Raw genomic sequence first — 24027 nt, 5'->3', positions numbered from 1 at the left:
CGCCTGCGTGCTGACTCCATTGTCCGCCCGCGCGAGGGCTTGGGCCAGCAGGCCGGGCGAGTACCCAGCCGTTATCCACAAACCCGAGATTGGCTCTGGACGAGCCGCCGAAACACCGGCAGGATCAGACCCATGACTACGTCGATTTTCGTGAACCTGCCCGTCAGCGACCTCGAGGCATCCAAGGCCTTCTACACGGCCCTTGGCTACTCCATCAACCCGAACTTCACCGATGAAACTGCGGCCTGCGTGGTCTTCAGCGACACGATCTACGCAATGCTTCTGACCCACGCCAAGTTCAGCGAATTCACCAAGCAGCCCATCGCGGACACGCAGAACTCGACGGCGGCAATTGTCGCCATTTCTGCCGACAGCCGTGAGGACGTAGATGCACTGGCGGCCAAGGCACTTGAAGCCGGCGGTTCCGAAACTTACGACCCTATGGACATGGGATTCATGTACAGCCGCGCGTTCCGCGACCTGGACGGGCACCACTGGGAAGTTGTGTGGATGGACGACGCCGCGGCCCAGGATGGTCCGCCGGAGTCCTAGCCCATTGGCTTAGGCCATCTTGGCTTAGCCCAGCGTCACTGCCAGCACGCCAAGAACGACGGCGAGAAGCGGCATGGTGCCTTGGAGGGTAGCTGCGCGGAGGTACTTCTTGCCGCTTGCTGCGAGCACGAGGGCGGCCAGGAGCATGGAACCGCAGCTGCTGAAGACAAGGGTCCAGCCCACTTGGGGCGCACCCATAGCCACTGCAATAATGCCGATCAGTGCGCCGATGGCCAGGAAGAGGTTGTAAAAACCTTGGTTGTACGCGAGCGGTTTGGTGGTTTCCGCGTCGGCCTGGGAGGTGATGCTGAATGTCTTCCAGGTTTTGGGCTTTGTCCAGGTAATGGACTCCATGGTGAAGATATAGACGTGGAGCAAGGCTGCAATCGTTGCGAAAATCAGGGAGGCCAGGATCATGTTTTGATCCTAGCCTCCCTGTGTTGCCGGACTTGGTTGTCGCGCGGCCCGTCAGGCGCTGAGCAACTCCAGTGTGGCGCCCGCAAAAGCTGAAGCCGAGCCATTCCACTGGGCCAGCAAACCCTGAAGATTCTCGCCATCGGCGCGGTGGGCTGGGGTTTGCGACTCCAGCATCGACAGAATGCCTGTGCGCAGTTCCGTGTTGAAGTTGACCTTGCCCACCTGCATGGAGGGAGCCTTCGCTAGTTCGTCGGCCGGAATGCCGGAGGCGCCGTGGAGCACCAGCGGCACCTCTGTCTTGGCAGCGACTTCCTGCAGTACGTCCCAACGGATGTTTGGTTCGCCCTTGTACTTCCCATGCACGTTGCCCACGGCCACAGCCAGTAGCTGGGCACCCGTGCGCTCCACAAAGTCGGCCACCTGTGCCGGGTTGGTGAGTCCCGAAACGGACGCTCCGGCGTCGTGCGCTGAACTTTCGGCACCGAACGCCTTGTCCTCGTCGCCCGCAAGGCCGCCCAACTCCGCCTCAATCACGACGTCGGCAGCGCCTGCCGCGTCCAGCGCCGCACGGACTTCACGGACGAGGGCGATGTTGTCCTCGTAGGGCAATGATGAACCGTCAGCGAGCACCGCATCCGCACCGGCCGCCACGGATTCCAGGATGACCCTGAGATCGGAGGCGTGGTCCAACTGCACCGAAACCGGGACGCTGGCGTCGTTGGCCAGGCCGCGAAGGGCCGCGATGAGGCGCAGTCCGTTAGGCGTGGACGCGGTCTTCGGAGCGACGAGCAGGATCACGCCGAGCCGGGCTTCCTCCGCTGCGCCAACAACAGCCAGCGCTGTGGTGAAGTCGTAGCAGGTGAAGGCCGGAACAGCCGAGCCGGAGGCCAGGGCAGTGTTGACCACATGGTCGAGGTTGGCGCGCATCAGTGGGCCAAACCTCCCACCAGGATCCAGGCAACGTAAGTCAACGCGAAGCCGGCCAGGCCCAGGATAGTGGTGAGGACGGTCCAGGTCTTCAGGCCGTCAGACACTGTGAGGCCGTAGTAGCGGACGACCGTCCAGAACCCGGCGTCGGTCACGTGGGAAAGGCCCAATGAACCGAAGCCAATGGCAATGACGATTACCGCGATCTGGGCCGGCGTGTAGCCACCTTCCATCACGGCAGAGGTAAGCAGGCCAGTCGTCGTCACGATTGCGACAGTGGCAGAACCCTGGGCGGCGCGCAGTGCCAGGGAGATGATGAAGCCGAGCACGATGACCGGCAGGCCGAGGCTATCCAAAGTGTGGGACAGAGCTGCGCCGATTCCGGATGCACGGAGGACTTCACCGAACACACCACCAGCGGCCACCACCATGAGGATGGAAGCGATGGGAGGAAGTGCGCCTTCGAAAATCTCGCCGGTTTCCTTGAGGGACCAGTTGCGGCGGACGGCGAGCAGGAAGAACGATAGAGCCACAGCCACCAGGAGTGCGAAGAACGGGTTGCCGACAAAGGCGGCCACGCCGTACCAGTAGTTGTCCTTGGGGAGGGTCAGCGTTCCCACGGTGCCGAGGAGGATCTGGACGATGGGAGCGGCGATCAGGAACATGATCAGACCAGGCCGCGGAGGAGCGATGGCGTGCGCACCGGGGCCGTCATGGCCAACGTGGACCAGTGATTCGGAACCGAACTCGTCCACTTGCTGCTTGACGCCTGGAAGCAGTTCGTACTCTTTTCGGTTCATGATGCTGGCAACCCAGTAGGACAGGAAGCCAAGCGGCACGCAGATGATCAGTGAGATCAGGGTGATGAGTCCAATGTCCGCACCGAACACGCCGGCGCCGGCAACGATGCCCGGGTGCGGCGGGACGGCCACGTGAATGGACAGCATGATGCCGGCCATGGGCAGGCCGAACTTGATCGGGTGTACGTTAGCGATCTTCGCGAACGCGTAAACAATGGGAACGAGGACGATCACGCCCACCTCGAAGAACACGGGGATCGCCACGAGGAAGCCGACGGCCGTCAGCGCAATGGCAACGCGTTTGGCGCCGAGCTTCTCAGTGAAGTGGGTGGCCAGCGACTGCACGCCGCCGGAAACTTCAATCATGCGGCCGAGGATGGCGCCAAGGGCGATCAGCAATGCGACCTTGCCCATGGTGCTGCCAACGCCCGTGGTCACAACAGTGAAGATGTCCTTGAGCGGAGTCTGCGCGGCGACGCCCACCAGGATGCTGACGGCAAGCAGGGCAACAAAAGCCTGGATTTTGAAGCGGATGATCAGCACCAGCAACAGGGCGATGCCCGCTGCGGCGATGGTCAGCAGCAGAGGTGTGCCCAGCTCCACTGCGGGCTTGATGGCGGGGGCGTCCGCCATCTGAACCATCAAAGAGTTATTGAGGGGATTCATTGGGGGTGTCTCCTTTGACATACCAGTCTAGAGAAGACCGGCGGGAGGTGGCGGCGACGGCGAAGGGGGGATCGCCGTCGTCGCGCGTTCTGGTGGGGTGCTTAGGCGGTGCGCTTTGCGGGCGCAACAACCTTGATGACGGCGGAGTCGTCGGCGGCGGCGAGGCCCTGGGCCTGGCCGAGAAGGTAAAGCTGCTCGGCAGCAGCGGCAACGGGTGCGGCAAGACCGGCGGCCCGGGTTGCCTTACCCACGATGCCCATGTCCTTGACGAAGATGTCCAAGCGGCTGAGTACCTCGGCGCCGTCTTCGGAGTAGGCCTCGAGGATGCGCGGGCCACGGTTTGAAAGCATGAAGGATCCGGCGGCTCCGGCTTCGAGGGCGGCGAGGGTCTTGGCCTGATCGAGTCCCAGGGCGTCGGCAAGAGCCATGGCCTCGGCAGCAGCGGCGATGTGGACACCGCAGAGGAGCTGGTTGACGGTCTTGAGGGCCTGGCCGTCGCCGGGCTTGTCGCCCACGATGCTCAGGGTGGAGGCCAGCAGTTCCAAGGCAGGACGCGCCTTTTCAAGTGCTTCGGGCTCCGCCCCGACAACGATCAGCAGATCGCCTTCGCCGGCACGCTTCGGGCCGCCGGACAGCGGCGCATCCACCAGGGCCACACCGTATTCCGCAAGCTTTTCCACCGTGGCAGGGATGGCTTCAGTACCAACGGTGCTGCCGAGGATCACGACGGCGCCCGGCTTCAGTACCGAAGCCACGCCGTTCTCGCCGAAAAGGACGTCGTTGAGCTGCTCGCCGTTGCGGACGGCCAAGAGCAGCGCGTCGGCGCCGTCCGATGCCTCGCGTGCAGAAGCAAAGGTCTTGATGCCGGCTTCTGCGGCGAGTTCCAAGCGGGGCTCGGCGATATCAAAGCCGTGGACAGTCAGCTCGGACGCGAGCCGGGTAGCCATGGGCAGGCCCATGGCGCCCAGGCCCAGGACGGTGACGGTGTAGTTGCTGCTGGTCATGGTGTTCTCCATTGAATTTCTTGGGGTTCTAGAAAGTGGCGCTGAGCTTGCGGGTGACCTCAGTCAGGGATTGGTCGTCGCCGACGTTGCCCGCGAAAACGATGTACGGAATGCCCTTGGCGGGGCCGTCCACCGGCTCCCAGAGCGAGACGATGCCCGGCAGCATGGGGCCGCGGACAATTGCATGGCGGATTTCCAGCCCGTGCGCGGCGACGTCCGAGGACGTGATGCCGCCCTTCGCGATGACAAACCGCGGCGGGAAGGTCTTCAGCGTCCGGTTCACAACTGCGACGACGGCCGCCGAGACGGTGCGTGCGATCTTCAGGCTTGCTGCGGCGTCGTCGGTCTTGATGAGCAGGCGGCTGGTGTGGACGATGACGTCACCCTTGCGAAGTGCGTCGACGACGTCGGACACGACCGTTGCGATGTAGGCCTCGGCCTCGCTTTCGCCCGCACTTTCGGTCCCGGCAATGAGTTTCTCGACGTCGATCTCAATGGTCCGTGCCGAGCTGTGTTCTGCGGTCAGGGCGTTGAGCTGACGGGTGGTGACGCCGACGTGCGAGCCGACCACGATCAGGCCGCCGGCCGTGGAGGGAGTGTTGCCTGCAAAAGCCTCCTGGGAGGTCAACGCGGTGCGGATCTCCTGGCCGATGCGGCCCCTCACGAAGGGCGGGCCCACACGGTACAGGAGCTTCTTGCCGCGGCGCTCGGCTTCTTCGAGGCCCAGGGCCAAGGCGCGGAAATCATTCTCGGTGACGATGTCGGCCACGATCGGCGTGGAGTTGGTGGCGGACTCAAGGGCGTCGGCGATGGCCTTCGCTGAGATGGTGGGGTCCTGCGCGGAGGCGCCGGCGCGGATGATGTTGAGGTCAAGCACGATCACATCGCCTGCAGGGAACCGGCCCCGCGACTTCTCCTCCACGTACTTGGCCATCTCGGAGTTCTTGAAGCCGAAGCTTGCGTCCTTGGCGAATTCCGTCTCGGCCACGGGGGTGAGTGTGCCTGCGTCTTCACCGGTGCCCCGCATATAGTGCACGCCGCCGATGGTGACTCGGCCGGCGTCGGGGAATGCGGGAACGATCACCACGCCGTCGGTGGCTTCACCGGTCTCGGCAGCCACGGTGGCTGCAATGACGTCGGGCTCCAAGGGGTAGTGGCCACGGAGGGTGGAGTCACTGCGACTGACAAAACCGAGCCTCACATTTCCGGCGGCCGCGACCAGGGCATTGCGGACGATTTCCTCGTTTCGGGCTGCGGCTTCGGCCGGGTCCAGACTGCGGGTATTGGTGAGGACGTACACGGCAGGTTTGGTCTGGTTCTGCCGGATGTGGGTGAAGGCCCATGCGAAATCTGCGACGTCCCACTGGGTTAGCACGGCGAGATCCGCAACGGACTGCGTTCCCGTGGGGTCGTCGTCGAGGACTACCAGGACGCGGGGAGACGTTGCCGAGGACGCCGCAACGGCGTCGGCAACCAACTGAGCAGGAATCTGGACTTCCGCCGGGAAAGCGGCCAGAACGTCGGCTTCAAGGGTCACTGTGCACTCCATCGTGGGAAATCTCTGTAGCGGTTTGGTGAATGTAAGATGTCAGACATCTAACATTTGAATTAGTGTGACACACGGCCCTACCGCGCGCAAGGTGCTGTGCATCACTAGGCTGGGGGCATGGCTGACAGTGTTGTTGCGCTCCCGTTCGTGAACGTCCTCGCGCCCACCGTTTCCGCAGGTGAGGCGGTTCCCGTGGCACTGATCCACGGTTGGGCCTCCGGCTCTGTGTACTGGGAACCACTTGCGAAAAAACTGCTCGACGCCGGCCGGACGGTCTGGATTTTCGACCTCCCGGGCTACCACCCTGGCGAAGAAGTGCCACCGGACTTCCCGTGGACGCTGGACTCGGTGGCCGGTTCGGTAGCGGCAGCCATTGAAGTCAGGAACAGCGGACCGGTGCACCTGGTGGGGCATTCCATGGGAGGCAGTGTTTCGTTGACACTTGCGGCAGCCCGCCCCGAACTGGTGGCCACCATAACCTTGGTGGGCATGGCACCTTGGTGGGCATGGCGCCCGTGCCGCAGAATCAGGGGTTCAAGAAGCTGCTGAGCTCGCAACTGGATCAGGGATTTTTTGATCCCGAGACCGTAGCGAAGCTCATGAATGCTTGGTACGGGGAACTGTCCGCAGCCGACATGTCGCGGCTCAGCACAGGGTTTGATGCGCCGTTCCCGATTCTGTCCGCCAGCGCCGTAGCTGCCATGACCGGCGTCGAACCTTCAGTGCCCGGGCGGGTCCACGCGCCAATGCTGGTGATAGCCGGCACCGATGACCGGGTGCGGCCCATGGAGCAAATGCGCGCATTCGTGGACGAAAGCCCGAATCGGCAGCTAAGCGCCATCCTCGGCGCTGGCCATAACGTCCACTGGGAACAGCCGGAAAAATGCGCCACGGCGCTAACCGGGTTTTGGAAAACAAGCTGGCCACCGCCAGCGTAAGATGTCTGACAACCGCCCGTCCGAGGGAAATACACGGGGAGCCGGGCGGTCTGAAGTATAGGAAACGGGGATACATGGCACGCAAGTCGCTGGTCGGCGTCGTCGCTGACGAGTTGCTGGACCGGATCATCGCGGGCGAGTTTCCGCCCGGAACGGTAGTCCCTGGAGAGCTGGAGCTCAGCGCCAAACACGAGGTGAGCCGGATGACTGTGCGCGAGGCCATGAAAACCCTCGAGGCGCAGCGGATACTTAGTGTTGAACGCGGCCGCGGAACCTTCGTCAACCCCCTCAACCAATGGGCGTCGCTGGAAGCCGTTTTGCGCGCGGCCTCAGAGGGAACCAAGGATGCGGCTGCCGCGATCCAGCTGATCGAACTGCGTCGCATGCTTGAAACCGGCGCATGCGAGCTGGCCGCGGAGCGCATCTCCGATGATGAACTGACGGCCCTCAAAGAGCATGTGGAAAAGATGCAGGCCGCTCACGAAACCAATGATCTCGGCGCCTTCGTGGAAGCCGACCTTGCCTTCCACGACGTGATCCTTCACGCCTCAGGCAACGTCTTTGTCGCCGTGCTCTTCGAGCCGCTGCACCGGGTCCTCGAGGCCAGGCGCACCGAGACCTCGGCGTTCCCGGAAATCCAGGAACACGCGATCGGCCACCACCGGAAGATCGCGGCTGCCTTGGAGTCGCGCAATCCCAACGAGGCACGGCTCGCCATGGATGCGCACATGCAGCAGACCCTGGACGACCTGAAGACGTACGTGCTGGAGGCGTAGCAGGTAGAGAACGCCTTAATTGTTAGGCACAATGAATTTAAATCTTGCATGGGTGCGGACAGTTGGAATCCTTGATTTTTAGGGCAGATTCGCATCATGCTCTTAATTGTTGCCAGTGCCGTCCGAAAATTCTGCGCGTGAGACCACTTGAGTTTCCCGAGTTTCCCTTTAGGTCTCCGTTGGCGAGAGCCATCATCCAGCTTGAACGGGTTCGCGCAGATTTAGGGGATGGAACCACCCCTCCCGAGGTCTTCACGCAGCTCCGCACGCTGTTTCAATTGTTGTCGAGCATCATGAGCGCACGCATCGAAGGCAATCGCACCTCAATTGTCGATGCGGTTGCCGGTGTTCAACACGCGAATCGGATTGACGTCATGCCGGACGACGGGGTCCAAGAAATCGTCCAGCTCCAAGAAGCAACAGCCTTCGTCGACTCCGCCATTGACCGGGGGACGGCACTAACGCATGGTTTTGTCCGGGAGCTGCACCGCATCTCCGTTGCCGGCTTGAAACGCGAAGGGGACCGCACTCCTGGCGCTTATAGACTCGCCGATGTCACCATCAGCGGCTCGTCGCACCGGCCACCACCGCATGGGAGCGTGCACGGTGATATGACGGCACTCCTGGACTTCATCAATGCGGATGTAGCTCAGAACTATGAACTGCTCAAGATCGCCCTCGCCCACCGTCGGTTCGTCTGGATTCATCCTTTCGGGAATGGCAACGGTCGAGTCGGGAGACTCCTGACGTACGCAGCCATGCGACGGCAGGGGTTTTCCGACACCGCCGGATACAGGGCTCTAAACCCAACGGCAGTATTTGGGGAGAATCGCGACCTCTACTACGAGCGGCTCGAAGATGCCGACTCCCTCGAACCTGAATCTCTCATTCGCTGGTCGACTTATGTCCTGGAAGGTCTACTGACGGACCTAAGCAGGTTGGTGAAACTCGGCGATAAGGACTTCGTTACAGAAGGTCTTTTAGTTCCTGCAATCGAAAGAGGCCTTGCGTCATCGCGCTTCACAGCGGAAGAAGCCTTCGCTTTAAAAATCATCGCCCGCAAAGTTGAAGTGAAGGCCGCAGACCTTAGTTCAGCATTCACGGGTTCACCCGCGACTCGAAGCCAGGACATTCGAAAACTGTTGGAGCGCGGAGTCATAGAACCGGTGGCGAAAGGAAAGAGATCCTACCGGCTTCGACTCGCCCCGAGCGAACTAACGCCCCTCCTGGTTCGGGAATTGGACCGGCTGGGATTCCTCCCGCGCATTCTGCGCGATACAGAATAGTCCGCACCGGCAGATCTACTATTGTGCATCTGAACGCACAATAGTAGATCTCAATGTCTTGCCTCAGCGGCGCAGGCTCTCCGACGGGAGCTCGCCGAAAGTCTTCAGATACAGGGCGGAGAAGCGCCCTTGATGCGTGAAGCCGCACAACTCCGCGATTGCCGTGACGCTCTGCTCCCGCGGACTCGCCTCCAGGAGCATCTCGCGGGCGCGATCCAGCCGGATACTCCGCAACAACTCCGACGGCGTCGCACCGGCTTCCGCCCTGAGCGCGGTTTGGAGAGTCCGCACCGAAACACCCAAGCACTCGGCGATGTCCGGCACCGTGAGTTCTTCAAAGGCGTGCCGCTCCAGCAGCTCCCTGCACTCGCGGACCAACCGACCCTCCGCTTCCGCGTTTCGCGCTTCCCCGCCGGGCGGTTGCATCGCCATCAGCAGTCGGGACACCATGCTGTCCGCCAGCAGCCCCTGAACGAACGCGGGGGCACTGGAGGCGGGCTGACTGATCATGTCGTCATGAAGTTCGACGACGGACCTCAGGAACGCGCGGCCCGCTCCACCTGAGAGGTCCATGCCGTAGCCAAGGTCCACAGCGCTGTCGCCGTACAACTGCTCGGCCACCCGTTCAAGCGCCGAACGCCTCACGTAGACAATCAGGTGCGGACTTCCGCCGTCCCAACTCATGGAAAAGGGCCGGTCGATGGGCGGAACCGTGGCCATACGCGGACTGGATTCCACGGTGTTCGCACCTACTTGCATGGAAGCGTGTCCTGCCAGCGGGATCTGCACCAGATGGAAGTCCTGAAGGCCCTCGGGCTCAATCCGAACATCCGCGCCGTAGTCCAGGAACTCGATCCCCACATCGCCCCGATGCAAGGAGCGCAGTTTCATGTCCACTGACGACGTCCGGGTGCGTGGCGCGAGCTCATGGCTGCAGAACAGCTCAGCGATCTTGGCGTGTGCTTCGTCCACGTCAGTTGTGGCCATTGTTGGCCGTCCCCGCAAAACATCACGAGGAAGAATCTTCACCATTTCGGCACCTACTCCACAGTTTTGCGCTTTTCGGATGATCCTCGCGCCACGTGGATATTCCGGATTTCATCGGCCGCCTAGAGTCGCCCTTAGGACAAGTATGACTCAGCTCACATCACCATAACAGCGCCGAAAGCGAGGTGAGGACCAGTGAAGAACATCGAGCTCGTGCACCACCGGCGGGAGGAGTGGGATGAAAACCACTTCGAACTCTGGGCGGCGGAACTTCAAGCCAAGAACGCTCAACTCACCTCCGCGGCTTGGGTTGGTTGGCACGAAGAAGAGGAAGACCCTGCGTAATTCGGATGGCCCTTGCGCCAAATGGATAGTCCGGATTTCAGCGACTGCCTAGAGTCGTTTCTAGAAGAACTATGACGCACGTCATATTTTCACAACGTGACAAGTACGGGAAAGGCTTGGACCATGTCAGGACTTCAGGGCAGGACGGCAATCGTTACCGGCGGTGCAACCAAGGTCGGGCAGGGCGTGGTGGCCGCGCTGCGGGACGCTGGCGCCGCGGTGGTGGTTGCGGACATAGATCCCGACGGCGAATCACTTACCACCGGACTGGGCGAAGGCATCCACTACTCCCACACTGACATCACCGATGACCACGCCGTGAATCGGCTGGTCAGCGCAACCGTCGCCGCGCACGGAAGCCTCGACATCCTGGTGAACCTTGCCTGCACCTACAAGGACGACGGCGCTGCCTCCGGGCGCGCCGACTGGCTCGAGGCACTCAACGTCAACCTCGTCAGCGCAGTGGTGGCCAGCAACGCAGCCCGCCCCCACCTGAAGGCCTCCGGGCACGGCGCCATCATCAACTTCACCTCAATCTCCAGCTCAGTAGCCCAAACCGGCCGCTGGTTATACCCGGCGAGCAAAGCCGCGCTGGTGCAAGTCACCCGGAGCATGGCCGTGGACTTCGCAGAAGACGGTATCCGCGTGAATTCCGTCAGCCCCGGCTGGGTCTGGAGCAACATCATGGACTCACTCAGCAACGGGAACCTCGAAAAGACAGACTCCGTGGCGGCCCCCTTCCACGCACTCAAGCGGGTCGGCCGCCCCCACGAGGTGGGTGACGTCGTCGCGTTCCTCGCCAGCGACCAAGCAAGTTTCGTGACCGGCGCAGATTGGGCCGTCGACGGCGGCTATTCCGCCTTGGGCCCGGAACGCGCCGAAGAGACCATTCCCCTGCTCGCAGCAAACTAACGCCAAGCTTCAGAACAACTTCCACCACAGAGAAAGGCAACGCCATGACGCAACGCCACATCACCATCGTCGGTGCCGGCCAGTCCGGGCTGCAGCTCGGCATCGGACTGCTGGACGCCGGCTACCAAGTGACCACCATTTCCAACCGCACACCGGAAGAGATTCACGAAGGCAAGGTTGCCTCCAGCCAGTGCATCTTCCACAACGCCTTGGAGCACGAGCGGGCGCTCGGCTTGGACTTCTGGCCCGATGCTCCCACCGTGGACGGCATTTCGTTCACCATCCCCCACCCCGAACTGCCGGGTGAGAAAGCCATCAGCTGGGCCTCACGCCTGGATAACCACGCCAAGTCGATCGACCAGCGCGTGAAGTTCCCGCGGTTCATGGAGGAGTTCACAGCACGCGGCGGAGAGCTCGTCTTCGAAGACGCGGGGGTAGCCGAGCTGGAGAAGTACACGCAGAACTCGGACCTGGTGATTGTGGCCGCCGGCAAGGGCGAGATCGCGCAACTGTTCACCCGTGACGCGAACCGCAGCACCTACGATGCACCGCAGCGCGCCCTGGCCTTAACCTACGTGAAGGGCTTGAAGCCGCGCGAGGACTACTCGGCGGTCTCGTTCAACCTGATCCCCGGCGTTGGCGAGTACTTCGTCTTCCCGGCGCTCACCACCACCGGCCCCTGCGAAATCATGGTCTTCGAAGGGGTTCCGGGCGGGCCAATGGACTCTTGGAAGGGACTCTCACCCGAGGAGCATTTGGAAAACTCCAAGAACATCCTCAAGGCCTTCCTGCCGTGGGAAGCAGAGCGCGCCACTGATGTGGAACTCACTGATCCCAACGGCGTTCTCCAGGGCAGGTTTGCGCCCACCGTCCGCCACCCAATTGCCACCTTGCCGAGCGGCCGGCAGGTACTTGGCCTGGCCGACGTCGTGGTTTTGAACGATCCGATCACGGGGCAGGGTTCCAACAACGCGAGCAAATGCGCGGCGTCGTACTTGGACAGCATCACTCGGTACGGCGGTGGAGCCTACGATGCAAACTTTATGCAGGCCACTTTTGAGCGCTATTGGGATTACGCGCAGCACGTTGCACACTGGACGAATGCCCTCCTGGCTCCGCCTCCGCCCCATGTCCTCGAGCTCTTGGGGGCTGCGAACAGCGAGCCGGCTATCGCTCATCGCTTCGCCAACGGCTTCAACCACCCACCGGAATTCCAGGAGTGGTTTATGTATCCGGATAAAGCCGCGAGCTACCTCGCGGACCTGTCTGCCGCCAAAGTTTCGTAGCACGACCCTGCTAATAAGGACTCAACCATGCGAAAGATAGCAATCGTGGGGGCCGGCGAATCCGGCGCCCAGCTGGCCTTGGGCCTGCAACGTGACGGCTACGCGGTGACGCTTCTGTCCGACCGTTCCGCTGCCCAGATCCGCACCGGCAAGGTCATGTCCAGCCAGTGCATGTTCTCCACCGCCCTCGACGCCGAAGCCCACATGGGAACGGCGCTCACCGAATTCTACGAATCCGGATCCGTCCCTGGCATCACCTCAATCCGGCTACGTGTGGATGCTGATGAACCCATCGAATGGGAAGCACCCCTGGACGGTCCCGCCCGGTCCATTGACCAGCGCATCAAAAGTGCCCTCTGGATCGAAACATTTGTTGCAGCCGGTGGTGACTTCCGCATTGAGAAAGTCACACCGCGCATGCTCGAAGAACTCGCCCATGACTACGAGCTGGTCATTGTGAGCACCGGCAAGGGCGAGATCGGCCAGATCTTCCCTCGGGACAAGGCCAAGTCGCCCTTCGACCGGCCGCAGCGGGTACTGGCCCTGAACTACGTCACGTCCGACGACGGTGCTTCCGCCGGCTCGTCCGCTGCCGGTACCGGCAGCGCGGGCGACGCCATCCGCATGTCCATGGCCCCCGGCGTCGGCGAATTCTTCACGTTCCCGGGCCTGACCGTATCGGGCCCCTGCCGCATGATGGTGTTCGAGGGCGTGGTGGGCGGCCCCATGGACCGCTGGACCGACGTCGGAACCCCCGAAGAGCAGCTCGAGCGTTCGCTGGAAATCCTGCGAGAACATTTCCCGCACGAGGCAGAAAACTTTGCCACCGCGGAGCTGACCGACAGCGGCGCGACGCTCCTGGGGCGCATCACGCCCACCGTGAGGTCCGCCGTCGGGGAACTCGGCAACGGGAAGCTGGTGTTCGGGCTCGGTGACGCCGTGGTCCTCAACGATCCCCTCACCGGGCAGGGTTCCAACAACGCCACCCTGGCCGCGAAGTACTACCTTGATTCGATAGTTCGCCGAGGCCAGCAGCCTTTTGACCGTGCCTGGATGGAGCGCACCTTCGACGAATTTTGGCGCGGCTGGGGGCAATGGGCGGTGGAGTGGACCAACGATCTCCTGAAGCCACGCCGCGATCATCAGAAGACGCTCCTCCGTGAAGCCGCTGACCATCCGGCACTGGCGGCAAGCATCGTCAGCGGCTTCGATGACCCCCGGACGTCATACCCTTGGTGGTTCGATCCCACCGCGGCCGCTGACTTCATGCAGGCCCGGAAAGAGGACGATGCTGCTGCCTTCGATGTGAGGGACTTCAGGGGTGCGTTGGGTCAGTTCGCCACGGGCGTCACGGTGGTTACCACTGTGGCTGCGGACGGCCGAAAAGTGGGCATGACCGCGAATTCCTTCACGTCAGTGTCCATGGATCCGCCGCTGGTGCTCTGGTGCCCCAGCAAACGCGCCCCCAGCCTGGGCGATTTCGAGGACGCAACGCATTTTGCCATCAACATCCTGGCGAGTGACCAGCACGTCCTGTCCCGCCAGTTCGCCACGCCCGCCACGGACAAGTTCGCCGGCGTGGAAACAGCTGACGGCATCGCCGGTGTTCCGCTACTGGAGGGTGCAGTAGCAACATTCCAGTGCCGCACCGTTGCGCGACATGATGCCGGGGACCATGTCATCTACGTGGGTGAGGTGGAAAGCTACAACCACCAAGACGGCGCTCCCCTGGTGTTCCACGGCGGAAAATACCACGCCACTGCCAGCCATCCGGATTTCTAAGCACTCCCTTTTGACTTCTGTGCACTTCTGAAAGGAACGGATATGGACCATCCCCTTGACGTCGCGATCATAGGCTCAGGCATCAATTCGCTGGTCGCGGCAGCCGAGCTGGCCTTGGCAGGGAAGCGCGTGTGCATCATTGAGCGCTCGGATAGGTTGGGTGGGTTCATCCAATCCGCGGAGCGTACCCTCCCGGGTTTCATCCACGACACCTTCTCCTCCTGGCACCCTTTGTTTGTGTCCGGTGGTGCCTACTCGGCGTTGGGAGAAGAACTGCACCGCCGGGGTCTGGAGTACTGCAACACTTCCGGCCCAGTGACGGCCAGCGTTGCTGCGGATCCTGCTACCGGAGCCCACCGCGTGGTCATCGCACACAGGGACCCGGCCGAGACGGCTGCTGCGTTCAAGGCCTCTCGCGATCAAGCCGCCTATATGGCCATGCTGGATGATCTTGGGCGGAATGCCGGAACCGTGTTCGGGGCTTTCGGGGCGGAACTTCGGTCGTTTGGGGAGGTGGCGAAGATTGCCTTCGGAGCCGTGGGACGCGGGCGTTTCTCAGGGACGGAGGCCTTTGTCCGGGATTCCGTGATGAGCGGCCGGAATTACACCCGCAGCCGCTTTGACGGGTGGGAAGCGGACCAGCTGTGGTCTCCCTGGCTCCTGCACGCAGGACTAGGCCCGGACCAAGCCACCGGTGGCGTCATGCTCCCGGTCATGGCCATGAGCATGCACGGCTTCGGGCTTCCTGTTGTGAAGGGCGGCGCCTCGCAGTTTGTGGCTGCCTTTGAGTCTTTGCTCAGGGACAACGGCGTCCGGATCATGCTGGGTGCGGAGGCCGACGAGATCCTGGTGGACTCATCCGGTGCCGTGGCCGGAGTGCAGACATCGCAAGGTGTGGTCACCGCAGACACGGTGCTCGCGAACGTATCGCCCCAGGCCCTCTACACCCAACTCCTTCGCCAGCCACCGGCCGGTACTGCCGAAGCCGCTGAACGCTACCAAAACGGCCGCGGGGCCATGCAGATCCACCTGGCCCTGGACCGTCCTGTCGAGTGGCTCGATCCCAGGCTCAACAGCGTTCCGCTGGTTCACATCAGCAACGGCTCGGACAGCACGGGAATTGCCTGCGCCCAGGCCGAAGCCGACCTGTTGCCCAGCGAACCCACCGTGGTGGTGGGACAGCAGTGCGTACTGGATCCGTCGCGGGCTCCGGAGGGCAAGGCAACGCTGTGGCTGCAGTTGCAGGAAGTGCCGTTCTCTCCCGTGGGGGACGCGGCGGGCCAATTGTCGGTTGCCGAAGGTTGGACCCACGAACTGAAGCAGGGATATCTGGAACGGGTCCTGGACCGGTTGGAGCAGTTCGCCCCGGGAACCCGGGCTACTGTTCTTGCTTCAGACATCCTTGCCCCCACGGACCTGTTGTCCGCGAACCCCAACGCCGTCGACGGCGACCCGTATGGCGGCTCCGCGGAGCTCTTCCAAAACCTGCTGTGGCGGCCCTTCCCCTCCGCCGCCGGACACCGGACTGCCGCCCAAGGGCTGTGGCACATCGGCGCTTCAACCCATCCCGGTCCCGGGCTTTCCGGCGGTTCCGGACATCTGGTTGCGCGGAAATTGACCGCGAAACCCTCACGATTTTCCCGTATTCAATCAGCACTGAAACCAAGCAAGCGATAGGAGAACAATGTCTGTTCTGGCCGGGCTCACTGCAGCCCTCTCGAGTGGTTCGGTGGAAATCATCGACCTCACAACGCCCCTGAGCTCCGAAACCCCCATCCTGAACCTGCCGCAGCCGTTCGCGAACACGGTGGGGTTGTCCGTTTCGCCGGTGAGCAATTTCGACGACGCCGGTCCGGCCTGGGCGTGGAACGACGTCACCGTGGGCGAACACGCCGGGACGCACTTGGACGCCCCGGTCCACTGGATTACGGGCAAGGACGGCAAGTCGGTGGACCAGATCGAACCACACCGACTGGTGGGCCCGATTGTAGTGATCGACAAGTCGCTCGAGGTAGCGGATGACCCTGATTTCCTCTTAGAACCGGAACATTTTGAGCAGTGGCAGCAAGAGCACGGCGCGTTCCCGGAGAACTGCTGGGTGATCTTCCGAACTGGTTGGGCGGCCCGAGGCGCTGACGCTGCCGCTTTCGTCAACGCGGACGACGCCGGACCCCACACTCCCGGCGTCTCTGCCGCAGGTGCCAAGTGGCTCGCCGGAAACGCCTCGATCAGTGGATTCGGTGTGGAAACCGTGGGCATCGACGCCGGACAGGCAGGCGCCCTGGATCCGATGTTCCCCGTCCACTCGTTCCTGCTCGGCGCGGACAAGTACGGCGTGACGTCGCTCCGGAACGTGGACCGACTCCCCGTCACCGGTGCGACGTTGGTAGTTGCTCCGTTGCCGATCGTCGGCGGGACGGGCAGCCCGAGCCGCGTGTACGCGCTGGTGGAAAAGGGCGCGGTGGAGAAGGCATGAGCGGGCAAGTGCGGGTCTCCACGTTGGTGGGCAGGACGCTGGCGAAGCTCGGCGTCGGGCACGTTTTTGGGGTGGTGGGCAGCGGCAACTTCGATGTCACCGGCACTCTCATGGCCGAGGGCATCCCGTTCACGGCCACCCGGCACGAGGGCGGTGCGGCGACCATGGCCGACGCGTACTCCCGGATGTCCGGGAAAGTTGGGGTGGTCACCACGCATCAAGGCTGCGGGCTGAGCAACGCCATCACCGGCATCGGTGAGGCAGCGAAGAGCCGGACGCCGATGATCGTGCTGACCGCCGATACCCAGGCCGCGGCCATCCGGTCCAACTTCAAGATCGACCAGGACGCCCTGGCCCGCAGTGTCGGAGCCGTGGCCGAACGCATCCACTCCCCCGCAACAGCCGTCGCGGACACCGTCAGGGCCTTCCGGACTGCGGTGAATGAACGCCGCACCGTGGTGTTGAGCTTGCCGCTGGACGTTCAAAGCGGAGCCGCCGCGGACGAGGTGAGTGCCGTCGTCGTGCCTGAACCGTTGAAGGTGCGCCCGGACGCTTCGGCCATAGAGCAGTTGGTGGCGCTGATAGCGGCCGCGGAACGGCCTGTGTTCGTCGCCGGACGCGGCGGGCGCGGTGCACGGGACGAGATCCTGGAACTCGCACACCATGCCGGGGCGCTGGTGGCGACGTCGGCTGTGGCCAGTGGGCTGTTCAACGGCGACTCCCACAATCTGGGTATTTCGGGCGGTTTCTCATCGCCGACTACGGCGGAGCTCATCAGCGGTGCGGACCTGATTGTGGGATGGGGTTGCGCGTTGAACATGTGGACCATGCGACATGGCCGGCTGATCTCTCCGGGCACCAAAGTGGTGCAGATCGACGTCGAAGATTCAGCCCTCGGCGCGAACCGGCCCATCTCGCTGGGAGTGCTTGGCGATTCGGCGCTGACTGCAGTTGATGCTTTGGAGGTGCTGCGCTCCGTGGAGCCCGAGCCGGCGGAAAAGTACCGCACCGAAGCCAACGCGCTGGCCATCAAACAGGGTTCGCGGTGGCGGGACGTGGAGACTGAAGACTTGTCCACGGCGACCTCCATTGATCCACGCGTCCTCACCCGCGAACTCGACACCCTGCTCCCGGCCGAAAGGATCGTGGCGGTCGATTCGGGCAACTTCATGGGCTACCCAAGCCAATACCTCGCCGTGCCGGACGAATTCGGGTTCTGCTTCACCCAAGCCTTCCAAGCCATCGGGCTCGGACTGTACACGGTCATCGGCGCAGCACTTGCCCAGCCGAACCGCTTGCCGGTCCTCGGTGCAGGTGACGGCGGATTCCTCATGGGCATCAGCGAGCTGGAGACCGCCGCAAGGCTGAAACTCCCGCTGGTGTGCATCGTCTACAACGACGCCGCCTACGGAGCCGAGGTCCACCACTTCGCTTCGGAGCACACGGAAGCAGAGCTTTCCAGCGTCGTGTTCCCCGATACCGACATCGCCGCCATCGCCCGCGGATTCGGAGCTGAGGGTGTGACCGTGCGGACCGTAGCGGACTTGGAAGCCGTGCACCCATGGATCGCCGCTTACCGAGCCGGGACACAGGACCGGCCACTGGTCATCGACGCGAAGATAGCCTCCGACGGCGGCTCGTGGTGGCTGGCTGAGGCCTTTCAAGGCCATTAGGCACCGCGCTCTCCCAACTTGAAAAAGAACTGGACACGCATAATAAGGAGGCTTAGCATTTTTACCTGTATCGACAGCTAGCTGTTGGAGGCGGCGAAAATGCGAGCGATGGTGTACCGCGGCCCTTATAAAATCAGGGTCGAAGAAAAAGATATCCCCCGGATTGAGCATCCAAATGACGCTATCGTCCGGGTAACCGGAGCCGCGATCTGCGGCTCAGACCTGCACCTGTATCACGGCATGATGCCGGATACGCGGGTGGGGATGACCTTCGGGCATGAATTCGTGGGAGAGGTCCATGAGGTTGGCTCGTCGGTGGAGAACCTGAGCGTCGGGGACCGCGTGATGGTGCCCTTCAACATCTACTGCGGATCCTGCTACTTCTGCGCCCGTGGCCTGTATTCCAACTGCCACAACGTCAACCCAAATGCGACGGCGGTGGGCGGCATTTACGGTTACTCCCACACCACCGGTGGTTACGATGGCGGCCAGGCGGAGTTCGTGCGCGTGCCGTTCGCCGACGTCGGACCCACCAAAATTCCCGAATGGATGGATCAGGAAGACGCGGTGATGCTCACTGATGCCCTCCCCACTGGCTACTTCGGAGCCCAATTGGGTGATATCGAACAGGGCGACACGGTGGTGGTTTTTGGTGCGGGGCCCGTTGGGCTTTACGCGGCGAAGTCGTCCTGGTTGATGGGTGCGGGCAGGGTCATTGTCATCGACCATCTCGAGTATCGGCTGGAGAAGGCCCGGACGTTTGCCCACGCGGAAACATACAACTTCACCGAATACGACGACATTGTGGTGGAGATGAAGAAGGCCACGGATCACCTTGGCGCTGATGTGGTGATTGACGCCGTCGGGGCTGAAGCTGACGGCAACCTGACCCAACACATCACGTCGTCGAAATTCAAGCTGCAGGGCGGTTCTCCTGTTGCGTTGAACTGGGCCATCGATTCCGTCCGTAAAGGCGGAACGGTGTCGGTGGTGGGTGCCTATGGCCCGATGTTCAGTGCAGTGAAGTTTGGCGATGCCATGAACAAGGGGCTGACGCTGCGGATGAACCAGTGCCCGGTCAAGAGGCAGTGGCCCCGACTGTTCGAGCATGTCCAGAACGGCTACCTGAAGCCCAGCGACATCATTACCCATCGGATTCCGCTGGAACACATCGCCGAGGGTTACCACATCTTCTCGGCCAAGCTGGATGACTGCATCAAGCCGATCGTGACCACGGCCGCCTAGACGCTGATCAGGCTTAGCGCCAGCTGAATAAGCCTAGTGCCAGCTGGATCAGGCATAGCAAGGAGGAACATCATGCCGTACACAGCAGAACGGCCCCAACCAAGGCCGACGCCCGAGGAGCTCCGGGCTAAAATCCCGGGCTGGGGCGTGGACCTGGACCCCAAGGATCGGCCTGCTTTTCCACGCGAGCAGCGCGGGATTATCACTGGGGCGCATTGGGACTTTCCGGAGCGCCAGGAGGAAAAGTGGCCACGGGAACGCTCTATTGAGCACAAGTTCCTGACACCGGTTTTCGGAACATCCACCCCACCGAAGGGCGTCTCGGGAGCCATCCGGAAGTACGCTTACAAATACAGCGAAGGACGGGCAGCGCACTGGCTGCTCCTGATCGCAGGTGACCGAGTCGACGCTTGGGAGAGCCACCTGCGGTCATTTGGCACGCTGCACCCGGACAACCCGATCACGGAAACCGGCGTGCTGAGCGAGTTCAAGAACCACGGCATGGCTTCGCGGTGGGGCAGGAAGCGCGCAGACACCAAGCACCAGTGGATGGACCCCATCATCGTGGCGGGGCCGTGGCTCCTGGTGGGGACCGGCGTCGTCCTTGTTCTCAAGAGCGTCGCCAAAGCTGCCCGGACAACCCGCCGCTAACCCAACCGGGTGACAGCCACAACTGAGTAGCAGCACATGCCGTTCTGAGCGCTCAAAACGGCATCTGCTGCTACCTACATGGGTTGGTTATGCGTCGACGTCCGTGTTCACGATGTACACGTCGCAGGGAGCACCGTGCGCCACGCTGTTGGCGATGCTGCCGAGTACGCGGCCGAGGCCCTTCATGCGCTTGTTGCCCACCACGATCAGCGAGGCGTTGTTGGTCTCGGCGTAGTTGATGAGGGCGTTGGCAGGTGTGCCGCGGGCTGCGAAGTACTTGATGTTGCCGGCGGGAACGTCCAGCTCTTCGGAAACCTTGCGGGCCACGTATTCTGCGGAGTCCGCGGAGGAGACGGTGATGCGGTCGCTGCCGCTGCCGAATTCTTCAATGCGGTCATCGGAGAAGCCGCTGATCACGTGCAGTTCGGCGCCGAGGGCGGTGGCGAGCTTCGCTGCTGCCACTGCTGCGCGCTTGGCCGTCTCGCTGCTGTCAACGCCGACCACAATAACTTCTGACATGAGTACTCCTGGTTGTGGGGATTCACTGGGTGCTGCTGCAAGAAATCTACACTCCATCCCCATCCGCCGGGATGACCCTTTTGCGCCGGGAGTGTTTACGGCCGGAATCACTGGGTAGTGATTAAGTATCGGAGCGATCACACGACCGAAAGGCAAGACAATGAGCGACGCACCATTTTCCCCGCAGACCGCCATCGTCACGGGATCGGATTCCGGCATCGGAAAGGCCACTGCGGTGGCGTTGGCCAAGGCCGGCATGGACGTAGGAATCACCTGGCACTCGGACCAGCAGGGAGCTGAGGAAACCGCGGAGGAGGTCCGCGGCCTGGGCCGGAAAGCTGTGGTCCACCAACTGGACACCACGGATGTCCGGGGAACGGCCGTGGCCATCGACAAGCTCGCTGAGGAACTTGGCGGCGTGGACGTCTTCGTCAACAACTCCGGAACCGGCGACGGCACAAAGTTCCTTGAGCTGGACTACGACACGTGGATGTCCACCTTGGACACCAACCTCAACGGGGCTTTCGTGGCAATGCAGACAGCAGCCAAGCGTATGGTGCGGGCCGGCCGCGGTGGGCGGATCATCGCGGTCACCAGCGTCCATGAGTTCCAACCAAGGGTTGGAGCCTCGGCGTATGACGCGTCCAAGCACGGCTTGGGTGGCCTCATCAAAACCATGGCCCTGGAACTCGCTGAGCACGGCATCACTGCCAACAACGTGGCGCCGGGCGAAATCGCTACTCCCATGACAGGCCAGGAGGACGAGGATCCCACTCAGAAGGAACGGCCAGGAGTTCCGCTGGGACGCCCCGGCGATGCCCGGGAAATCGCCGCCGTCATCGCCTTCCTGGCATCACCGGATTCCAGCTACGTCAACGGTGCTTCGTGGCCGGTGGACGGCGGAATGTTGCAGATGGGACCACAGGCAGGTTCACACATCACCAGCAACGACTGGCGCGAAAGCTAAGCCCCTGCAGACTCTGGCCGCACGGTGATCCGTGGGCTAGTCTGCATGGACGGCCTGCCTGGCGGGCCTGATTTTCCAGAGATTCGTAAGACGTTGATGAGGAGCACCATGGCTGGCCACACATATAGCGTTTCCGAAATTGTAGGAACTTCCACCGAAGGCGTTGACGACGCGATCAAGAATGGCATCGCAACAGCCTCCCAGACCCTGCGGAACCTGGACTGGTTTGAGGTCAAGGAAATCCGCGGCCACCTTGAGGACGGCGCCGTGGCCGACTGGCAGGTCACCATCAAGCTTGGTTTCCGCCTGGAGCGCTGATCACCCCTCTACCCACCCCGCGAGATGGCAGTTGACGCCCATGTTTTCCGAAAACATGGGCGTTAACTGTCGTCTCGGCGGGCGGGTTCGGGTTCGGGCACGGCGGCCGCCTCACCGAAGCTCAGCAGCGTCAAAGCGTCCGACGACGGCGAACCGGCCTTCGCGGAATAGACCCTCAGCATCTGGTCGTGGTCGTCCGGGAGACTTAGCGTCTCAAAGTTCAGTTCCAGGTCACCCACAATCGGGTGGTGCAGGCGAACAGTTCCAGCGGATCGCGATGCCACCCTGTGCCCGGCCCACCACTGCCGGAAATGCTCGCTGTGTACGGCAAGCTCGCCCACGAGTTGGTTGGTCTGCAGATCGTTCGGGTGCCGGCCCACGTCCATCCGGAGGGCGCCCACGGCTTCAGCAGCCACGGTTTTCCAGTCCCTGAACAATGCCCCGGCGGACGGGTCCAGAATGATCCAGCGCGTCAGGTTTCGCTCCGCGGCAGGCAGCGCAGTGAAGTCGGTGAAAAGCAGGTGAGCCATCCGGTTTCCGGCCAGGACATCGGCGCGCCTGCCCAGCACCATGGCCGGAACATCGCCTACGGCGTCGAGCAGCTGCCGGAGCCCGGGCCTCACCTTCTGCACGGGGCCGGGGTTGACTGCAGAACCCGCACAGTGCTCCAGCAGGTCCATCATGTGCGCCTGCTCCCCCGCGTCAAGTCGCAGTGCGCGGGCAACAGAGTCGAGGACCGCCTTGGATGGGTGGATGTTGCGTCCCTGTTCCAGACGGGTGTAGTAGTCGGTGCTCACTCCGGAGAGTCGGGCAACTTCTTCGCGACGGAGTCCGGGCACCCTGCGGGCACCGCTGGACTCTTGCGCTCCAGCGTCCTCGGGTGAGAGGCGGGCACGCATGACCTTGAGGAATTTACCGAACTCGGCGCTTTGACCCATCCGTCCATTCTGCCGTTCGGGGCGTGTGAAAGACCACCATTTTGGGTAGGACTACCAGACCTAGGAAAAACAGGATCAGGTTGGATTGCTGACTCTGCCACCAAAAGTGCATAGGCTCAGTACAGAGCCTCCGAAAACGCTTTCTGGAGTGTCACCACCATAACCATTCCGTCGAAGGAGACCGTCATGCCAGAGCTGACATTGAACAACGGCGTCACCATCCCCCAGCTCGGATTCGGGGTCTTCCAAGTACCAGCTGAGGAAACGCAGAAGGTAGTGGAAGACGCCCTGGAAGCCGGCTACCGCCATATCGACACCGCGGCTGCCTACCGCAACGAGGCAGGAGTCGGCGCTGCCGTCGCGGCCTCGGGCATTCCCCGTGAAGAACTCTTCATCACCACCAAGCTCCGCAACGGGGAGCAAGGAGAGGCCCATGATGCCTTCCAGCGCAGCCGCGACGCCTTGGGCCTTGACGTTATCGACCTGTACCTGATCCACTGGCCTGTCCCGTCGCAGGGCCTCTACACGCAGGCATGGAAGGAAATGGAGAAGCTGTACCAGGACAAGCAGGTCCGGGCCATCGGCATCTCCAACTTCCTCTCGGACCACTTGGACACGTTGCTAAAAGAAGTGGATGTGGTTCCCGCCGTAAACCAGATTGAAGTCCATCCCACATACCAGCAGGGCGAACTGGCCAACAAGTGCCGCGACCTCAGCATCGCAGTGGAGGCCTACAGCCCGCTGGGCCAGGGCAAGGACCTGAACTCCGAGCAGGTGGCCCTGGTGGCTGCTGCCCACGGCACTACCCCTGCACAGGTGATTCTGGCCTGGCATCTCGCCCAGGGGACGATTGTGATCCCCAAGTCCGCGGACTCGAAGAGGATGCGCGAGAACTTCGGCGCCGCCGATCTCACCCTCACCGAATCCGAACTGGCAGCCATTACGGCACTTGAGGCGGGCGCCCGCATAGGGTCCGATCCCGCCGTCGCTGCTTTCACCCAGCTCTAAGAAAA

25 protein-coding genes are annotated in these 24027 nt (G+C 62.5%); 17 read left to right on the top strand and 8 right to left on the bottom strand.

The window, feature by feature from the left end; genetic code table 11:
- Positions 1-132 precede the first annotated feature (132 nt).
- On the top strand, positions 133-552 hold the full coding sequence (locus AC6CH8_RS07495) for a VOC family protein (RefSeq protein ID WP_420179752.1): 420 nt from the start codon (positions 133-135) through the stop codon (positions 550-552).
- 24 nt (positions 553-576) lie between these two features.
- On the opposite strand, the gene AC6CH8_RS07490 is transcribed toward AC6CH8_RS07495, so the two are convergent.
- The 5 genes from AC6CH8_RS07490 to AC6CH8_RS07470 all read right to left on the bottom strand — a co-directional run bounded on the left by AC6CH8_RS07490 (position 577) and on the right by AC6CH8_RS07470 (position 5903).
- Positions 577-969: a DUF1304 domain-containing protein gene (locus AC6CH8_RS07490; RefSeq protein WP_498189696.1), complete on the bottom strand. Its 393-nt coding sequence runs from the start codon at positions 967-969 to the stop codon at positions 577-579.
- Positions 970-1020: 51 nt separating this feature from the next.
- On the bottom strand, positions 1021-1896 hold the full coding sequence (locus AC6CH8_RS07485) for a class II fructose-bisphosphate aldolase (protein WP_498189694.1): 876 nt from the start codon (positions 1894-1896) through the stop codon (positions 1021-1023).
- A complete protein-coding gene (locus AC6CH8_RS07480; protein ID WP_498189692.1) occupies positions 1896-3362 on the bottom strand; it encodes a GntP family transporter in 1467 nt (488 codons plus the stop codon). Before AC6CH8_RS07480 ends, AC6CH8_RS07485 begins: the two co-directional genes overlap by 1 nt.
- A gap of 101 nt (positions 3363-3463) precedes the next feature.
- Positions 3464-4366, bottom strand: coding sequence for an NAD(P)-dependent oxidoreductase (locus tag AC6CH8_RS07475; protein WP_091464645.1), 903 nt, complete (start codon positions 4364-4366; stop codon positions 3464-3466).
- Positions 4367-4394: 28 nt separating this feature from the next.
- Entirely contained in the window at positions 4395-5903 is a 1509-nt protein-coding gene (locus AC6CH8_RS07470) for a four-carbon acid sugar kinase family protein (RefSeq protein WP_498189690.1), read from the bottom strand.
- 129 nt (positions 5904-6032) lie between these two features.
- Between AC6CH8_RS07470 and AC6CH8_RS07465 the strand changes: the two genes are divergently transcribed.
- The 4 genes from AC6CH8_RS07465 to AC6CH8_RS07450 all read left to right on the top strand — a co-directional run bounded on the left by AC6CH8_RS07465 (position 6033) and on the right by AC6CH8_RS07450 (position 8915).
- Positions 6033-6464, top strand: coding sequence for an alpha/beta fold hydrolase (locus tag AC6CH8_RS07465; RefSeq protein WP_498189688.1), 432 nt, complete (start codon positions 6033-6035; stop codon positions 6462-6464).
- On the top strand, positions 6431-6853 hold the full coding sequence (locus tag AC6CH8_RS07460) for an alpha/beta fold hydrolase (RefSeq protein WP_498189686.1): 423 nt from the start codon (positions 6431-6433) through the stop codon (positions 6851-6853). Before AC6CH8_RS07465 ends, AC6CH8_RS07460 begins: the two co-directional genes overlap by 34 nt.
- A 74-nt stretch (positions 6854-6927) precedes the next feature.
- Complete coding sequence (locus AC6CH8_RS07455; protein WP_498189685.1) at positions 6928-7629, top strand: FadR/GntR family transcriptional regulator; 702 nt, start codon at positions 6928-6930, stop codon at positions 7627-7629.
- 137 nt (positions 7630-7766) lie between these two features.
- The gene (locus tag AC6CH8_RS07450; RefSeq protein ID WP_498189684.1) at positions 7767-8915 is read left to right on the top strand and encodes a Fic family protein; all 1149 of its coding nucleotides are present in this window, start codon (positions 7767-7769) and stop codon (positions 8913-8915) included.
- A 63-nt stretch (positions 8916-8978) separates the two neighbouring features.
- Here the strand turns inward: AC6CH8_RS07450 and AC6CH8_RS07445 are convergent, their stop codons facing one another.
- Positions 8979-9902 (bottom strand): AraC family transcriptional regulator, encoded by a 924-nt coding sequence (locus AC6CH8_RS07445; RefSeq protein ID WP_420179744.1) that lies wholly within the window; start codon positions 9900-9902, stop codon positions 8979-8981.
- 195 nt (positions 9903-10097) lie between these two features.
- Between AC6CH8_RS07445 and AC6CH8_RS07440 the strand changes: the two genes are divergently transcribed.
- The 9 genes from AC6CH8_RS07440 to AC6CH8_RS07400 all read left to right on the top strand — a co-directional run bounded on the left by AC6CH8_RS07440 (position 10098) and on the right by AC6CH8_RS07400 (position 20272).
- Complete coding sequence (locus AC6CH8_RS07440; protein WP_420179743.1) at positions 10098-10247, top strand: hypothetical protein; 150 nt, start codon at positions 10098-10100, stop codon at positions 10245-10247.
- 123 nt (positions 10248-10370) lie between these two features.
- Positions 10371-11159: an SDR family oxidoreductase gene (locus AC6CH8_RS07435; protein ID WP_309073910.1), complete on the top strand. Its 789-nt coding sequence runs from the start codon at positions 10371-10373 to the stop codon at positions 11157-11159.
- A gap of 44 nt (positions 11160-11203) precedes the next feature.
- The gene (locus AC6CH8_RS07430) at positions 11204-12445 is read left to right on the top strand and encodes a styrene monooxygenase/indole monooxygenase family protein (RefSeq protein ID WP_498189682.1); all 1242 of its coding nucleotides are present in this window, start codon (positions 11204-11206) and stop codon (positions 12443-12445) included.
- A 27-nt stretch (positions 12446-12472) separates the two neighbouring features.
- Entirely contained in the window at positions 12473-14227 is a 1755-nt protein-coding gene (locus AC6CH8_RS07425) for a flavin reductase (RefSeq protein ID WP_498189680.1), read from the top strand.
- Positions 14228-14269: 42 nt separating this feature from the next.
- Positions 14270-15904: a phytoene desaturase family protein gene (locus AC6CH8_RS07420; RefSeq protein WP_498189678.1), complete on the top strand. Its 1635-nt coding sequence runs from the start codon at positions 14270-14272 to the stop codon at positions 15902-15904.
- A gap of 7 nt (positions 15905-15911) precedes the next feature.
- The gene (locus tag AC6CH8_RS07415; protein WP_420179739.1) at positions 15912-16703 is read left to right on the top strand and encodes a cyclase family protein; all 792 of its coding nucleotides are present in this window, start codon (positions 15912-15914) and stop codon (positions 16701-16703) included.
- On the top strand, positions 16700-18376 hold the full coding sequence (locus AC6CH8_RS07410) for a thiamine pyrophosphate-binding protein (protein WP_498189676.1): 1677 nt from the start codon (positions 16700-16702) through the stop codon (positions 18374-18376). Before AC6CH8_RS07415 ends, AC6CH8_RS07410 begins: the two co-directional genes overlap by 4 nt.
- Positions 18377-18475: 99 nt before the next feature.
- Positions 18476-19621 carry a zinc-dependent alcohol dehydrogenase gene (locus AC6CH8_RS07405; RefSeq protein ID WP_498189674.1) on the top strand — a complete coding sequence of 382 codons (1146 nt, stop codon included), beginning with the start codon at positions 18476-18478 and terminating at the stop codon, positions 19619-19621.
- A 72-nt stretch (positions 19622-19693) separates the two neighbouring features.
- On the top strand, positions 19694-20272 hold the full coding sequence (locus AC6CH8_RS07400; RefSeq protein ID WP_498189672.1) for a hypothetical protein: 579 nt from the start codon (positions 19694-19696) through the stop codon (positions 20270-20272).
- Between the two features lie 87 nt (positions 20273-20359).
- Here AC6CH8_RS07400 and AC6CH8_RS07395 read toward each other — a convergent pair whose 3' ends face one another.
- Positions 20360-20791, bottom strand: a complete 432-nt coding sequence (locus AC6CH8_RS07395) for a universal stress protein (RefSeq protein ID WP_054808808.1) — start codon at positions 20789-20791, stop codon at positions 20360-20362.
- 160 nt (positions 20792-20951) lie between these two features.
- On the opposite strand from AC6CH8_RS07395, the gene AC6CH8_RS07390 reads away from it, so the two are divergent.
- Both AC6CH8_RS07390 and AC6CH8_RS07385 read left to right on the top strand, forming a co-directional pair.
- Entirely contained in the window at positions 20952-21758 is an 807-nt protein-coding gene (locus tag AC6CH8_RS07390) for an SDR family oxidoreductase (protein ID WP_498189670.1), read from the top strand.
- A gap of 108 nt (positions 21759-21866) precedes the next feature.
- Entirely contained in the window at positions 21867-22076 is a 210-nt protein-coding gene (locus tag AC6CH8_RS07385) for a dodecin (RefSeq protein WP_011773002.1), read from the top strand.
- Positions 22077-22138: 62 nt separating this feature from the next.
- Here AC6CH8_RS07385 and AC6CH8_RS07380 read toward each other — a convergent pair whose 3' ends face one another.
- A complete protein-coding gene (locus tag AC6CH8_RS07380; RefSeq protein ID WP_498189668.1) occupies positions 22139-23014 on the bottom strand; it encodes a helix-turn-helix transcriptional regulator in 876 nt (291 codons plus the stop codon).
- 186 nt (positions 23015-23200) lie between these two features.
- On the opposite strand from AC6CH8_RS07380, the gene AC6CH8_RS07375 reads away from it, so the two are divergent.
- On the top strand, positions 23201-24022 hold the full coding sequence (locus tag AC6CH8_RS07375; protein WP_498189666.1) for an aldo/keto reductase: 822 nt from the start codon (positions 23201-23203) through the stop codon (positions 24020-24022).
- The last annotated feature ends 5 nt before the right edge of the window (positions 24023-24027 follow it).

This window comes from Paenarthrobacter sp. GQ52 (genome assembly GCF_059759005.1).
The sequence above is the reverse complement of the archived record's forward strand: the minus strand, read 5'-3'. Positions and strand labels throughout refer to the sequence as shown.

Coding starts and splice junctions, on each gene's coding strand:
- AC6CH8_RS07390 (WP_498189670.1), top strand. CDS start 20,952: ATGAGCGACGCACCATTTTCCCCGCAGACCGCCATCGTCACGGGATCG.
- AC6CH8_RS07465 (WP_498189688.1), top strand. CDS start 6,033: ATGGCTGACAGTGTTGTTGCGCTCCCGTTCGTGAACGTCCTCGCGCCC.
- AC6CH8_RS07455 (WP_498189685.1), top strand. CDS start 6,928: ATGGCACGCAAGTCGCTGGTCGGCGTCGTCGCTGACGAGTTGCTGGAC.
- AC6CH8_RS07490 (WP_498189696.1), bottom strand. CDS start 969: ATGATCCTGGCCTCCCTGATTTTCGCAACGATTGCAGCCTTGCTCCAC.
- AC6CH8_RS07495 (WP_420179752.1), top strand. CDS start 133: ATGACTACGTCGATTTTCGTGAACCTGCCCGTCAGCGACCTCGAGGCA.
- AC6CH8_RS07485 (WP_498189694.1), bottom strand. CDS start 1,896: ATGCGCGCCAACCTCGACCATGTGGTCAACACTGCCCTGGCCTCCGGC.
- AC6CH8_RS07405 (WP_498189674.1), top strand. CDS start 18,476: ATGCGAGCGATGGTGTACCGCGGCCCTTATAAAATCAGGGTCGAAGAA.
- AC6CH8_RS07420 (WP_498189678.1), top strand. CDS start 14,270: ATGGACCATCCCCTTGACGTCGCGATCATAGGCTCAGGCATCAATTCG.
- AC6CH8_RS07425 (WP_498189680.1), top strand. CDS start 12,473: ATGCGAAAGATAGCAATCGTGGGGGCCGGCGAATCCGGCGCCCAGCTG.
- AC6CH8_RS07375 (WP_498189666.1), top strand. CDS start 23,201: ATGCCAGAGCTGACATTGAACAACGGCGTCACCATCCCCCAGCTCGGA.
- AC6CH8_RS07395 (WP_054808808.1), bottom strand. CDS start 20,791: ATGTCAGAAGTTATTGTGGTCGGCGTTGACAGCAGCGAGACGGCCAAG.
- AC6CH8_RS07410 (WP_498189676.1), top strand. CDS start 16,700: ATGAGCGGGCAAGTGCGGGTCTCCACGTTGGTGGGCAGGACGCTGGCG.
- AC6CH8_RS07415 (WP_420179739.1), top strand. CDS start 15,912: ATGTCTGTTCTGGCCGGGCTCACTGCAGCCCTCTCGAGTGGTTCGGTG.
- AC6CH8_RS07445 (WP_420179744.1), bottom strand. CDS start 9,902: ATGGCCACAACTGACGTGGACGAAGCACACGCCAAGATCGCTGAGCTG.
- AC6CH8_RS07435 (WP_309073910.1), top strand. CDS start 10,371: ATGTCAGGACTTCAGGGCAGGACGGCAATCGTTACCGGCGGTGCAACC.
- AC6CH8_RS07380 (WP_498189668.1), bottom strand. CDS start 23,014: ATGGGTCAAAGCGCCGAGTTCGGTAAATTCCTCAAGGTCATGCGTGCC.
- AC6CH8_RS07385 (WP_011773002.1), top strand. CDS start 21,867: ATGGCTGGCCACACATATAGCGTTTCCGAAATTGTAGGAACTTCCACC.
- AC6CH8_RS07400 (WP_498189672.1), top strand. CDS start 19,694: ATGCCGTACACAGCAGAACGGCCCCAACCAAGGCCGACGCCCGAGGAG.
- AC6CH8_RS07430 (WP_498189682.1), top strand. CDS start 11,204: ATGACGCAACGCCACATCACCATCGTCGGTGCCGGCCAGTCCGGGCTG.
- AC6CH8_RS07480 (WP_498189692.1), bottom strand. CDS start 3,362: ATGAATCCCCTCAATAACTCTTTGATGGTTCAGATGGCGGACGCCCCC.
- AC6CH8_RS07475 (WP_091464645.1), bottom strand. CDS start 4,366: ATGACCAGCAGCAACTACACCGTCACCGTCCTGGGCCTGGGCGCCATG.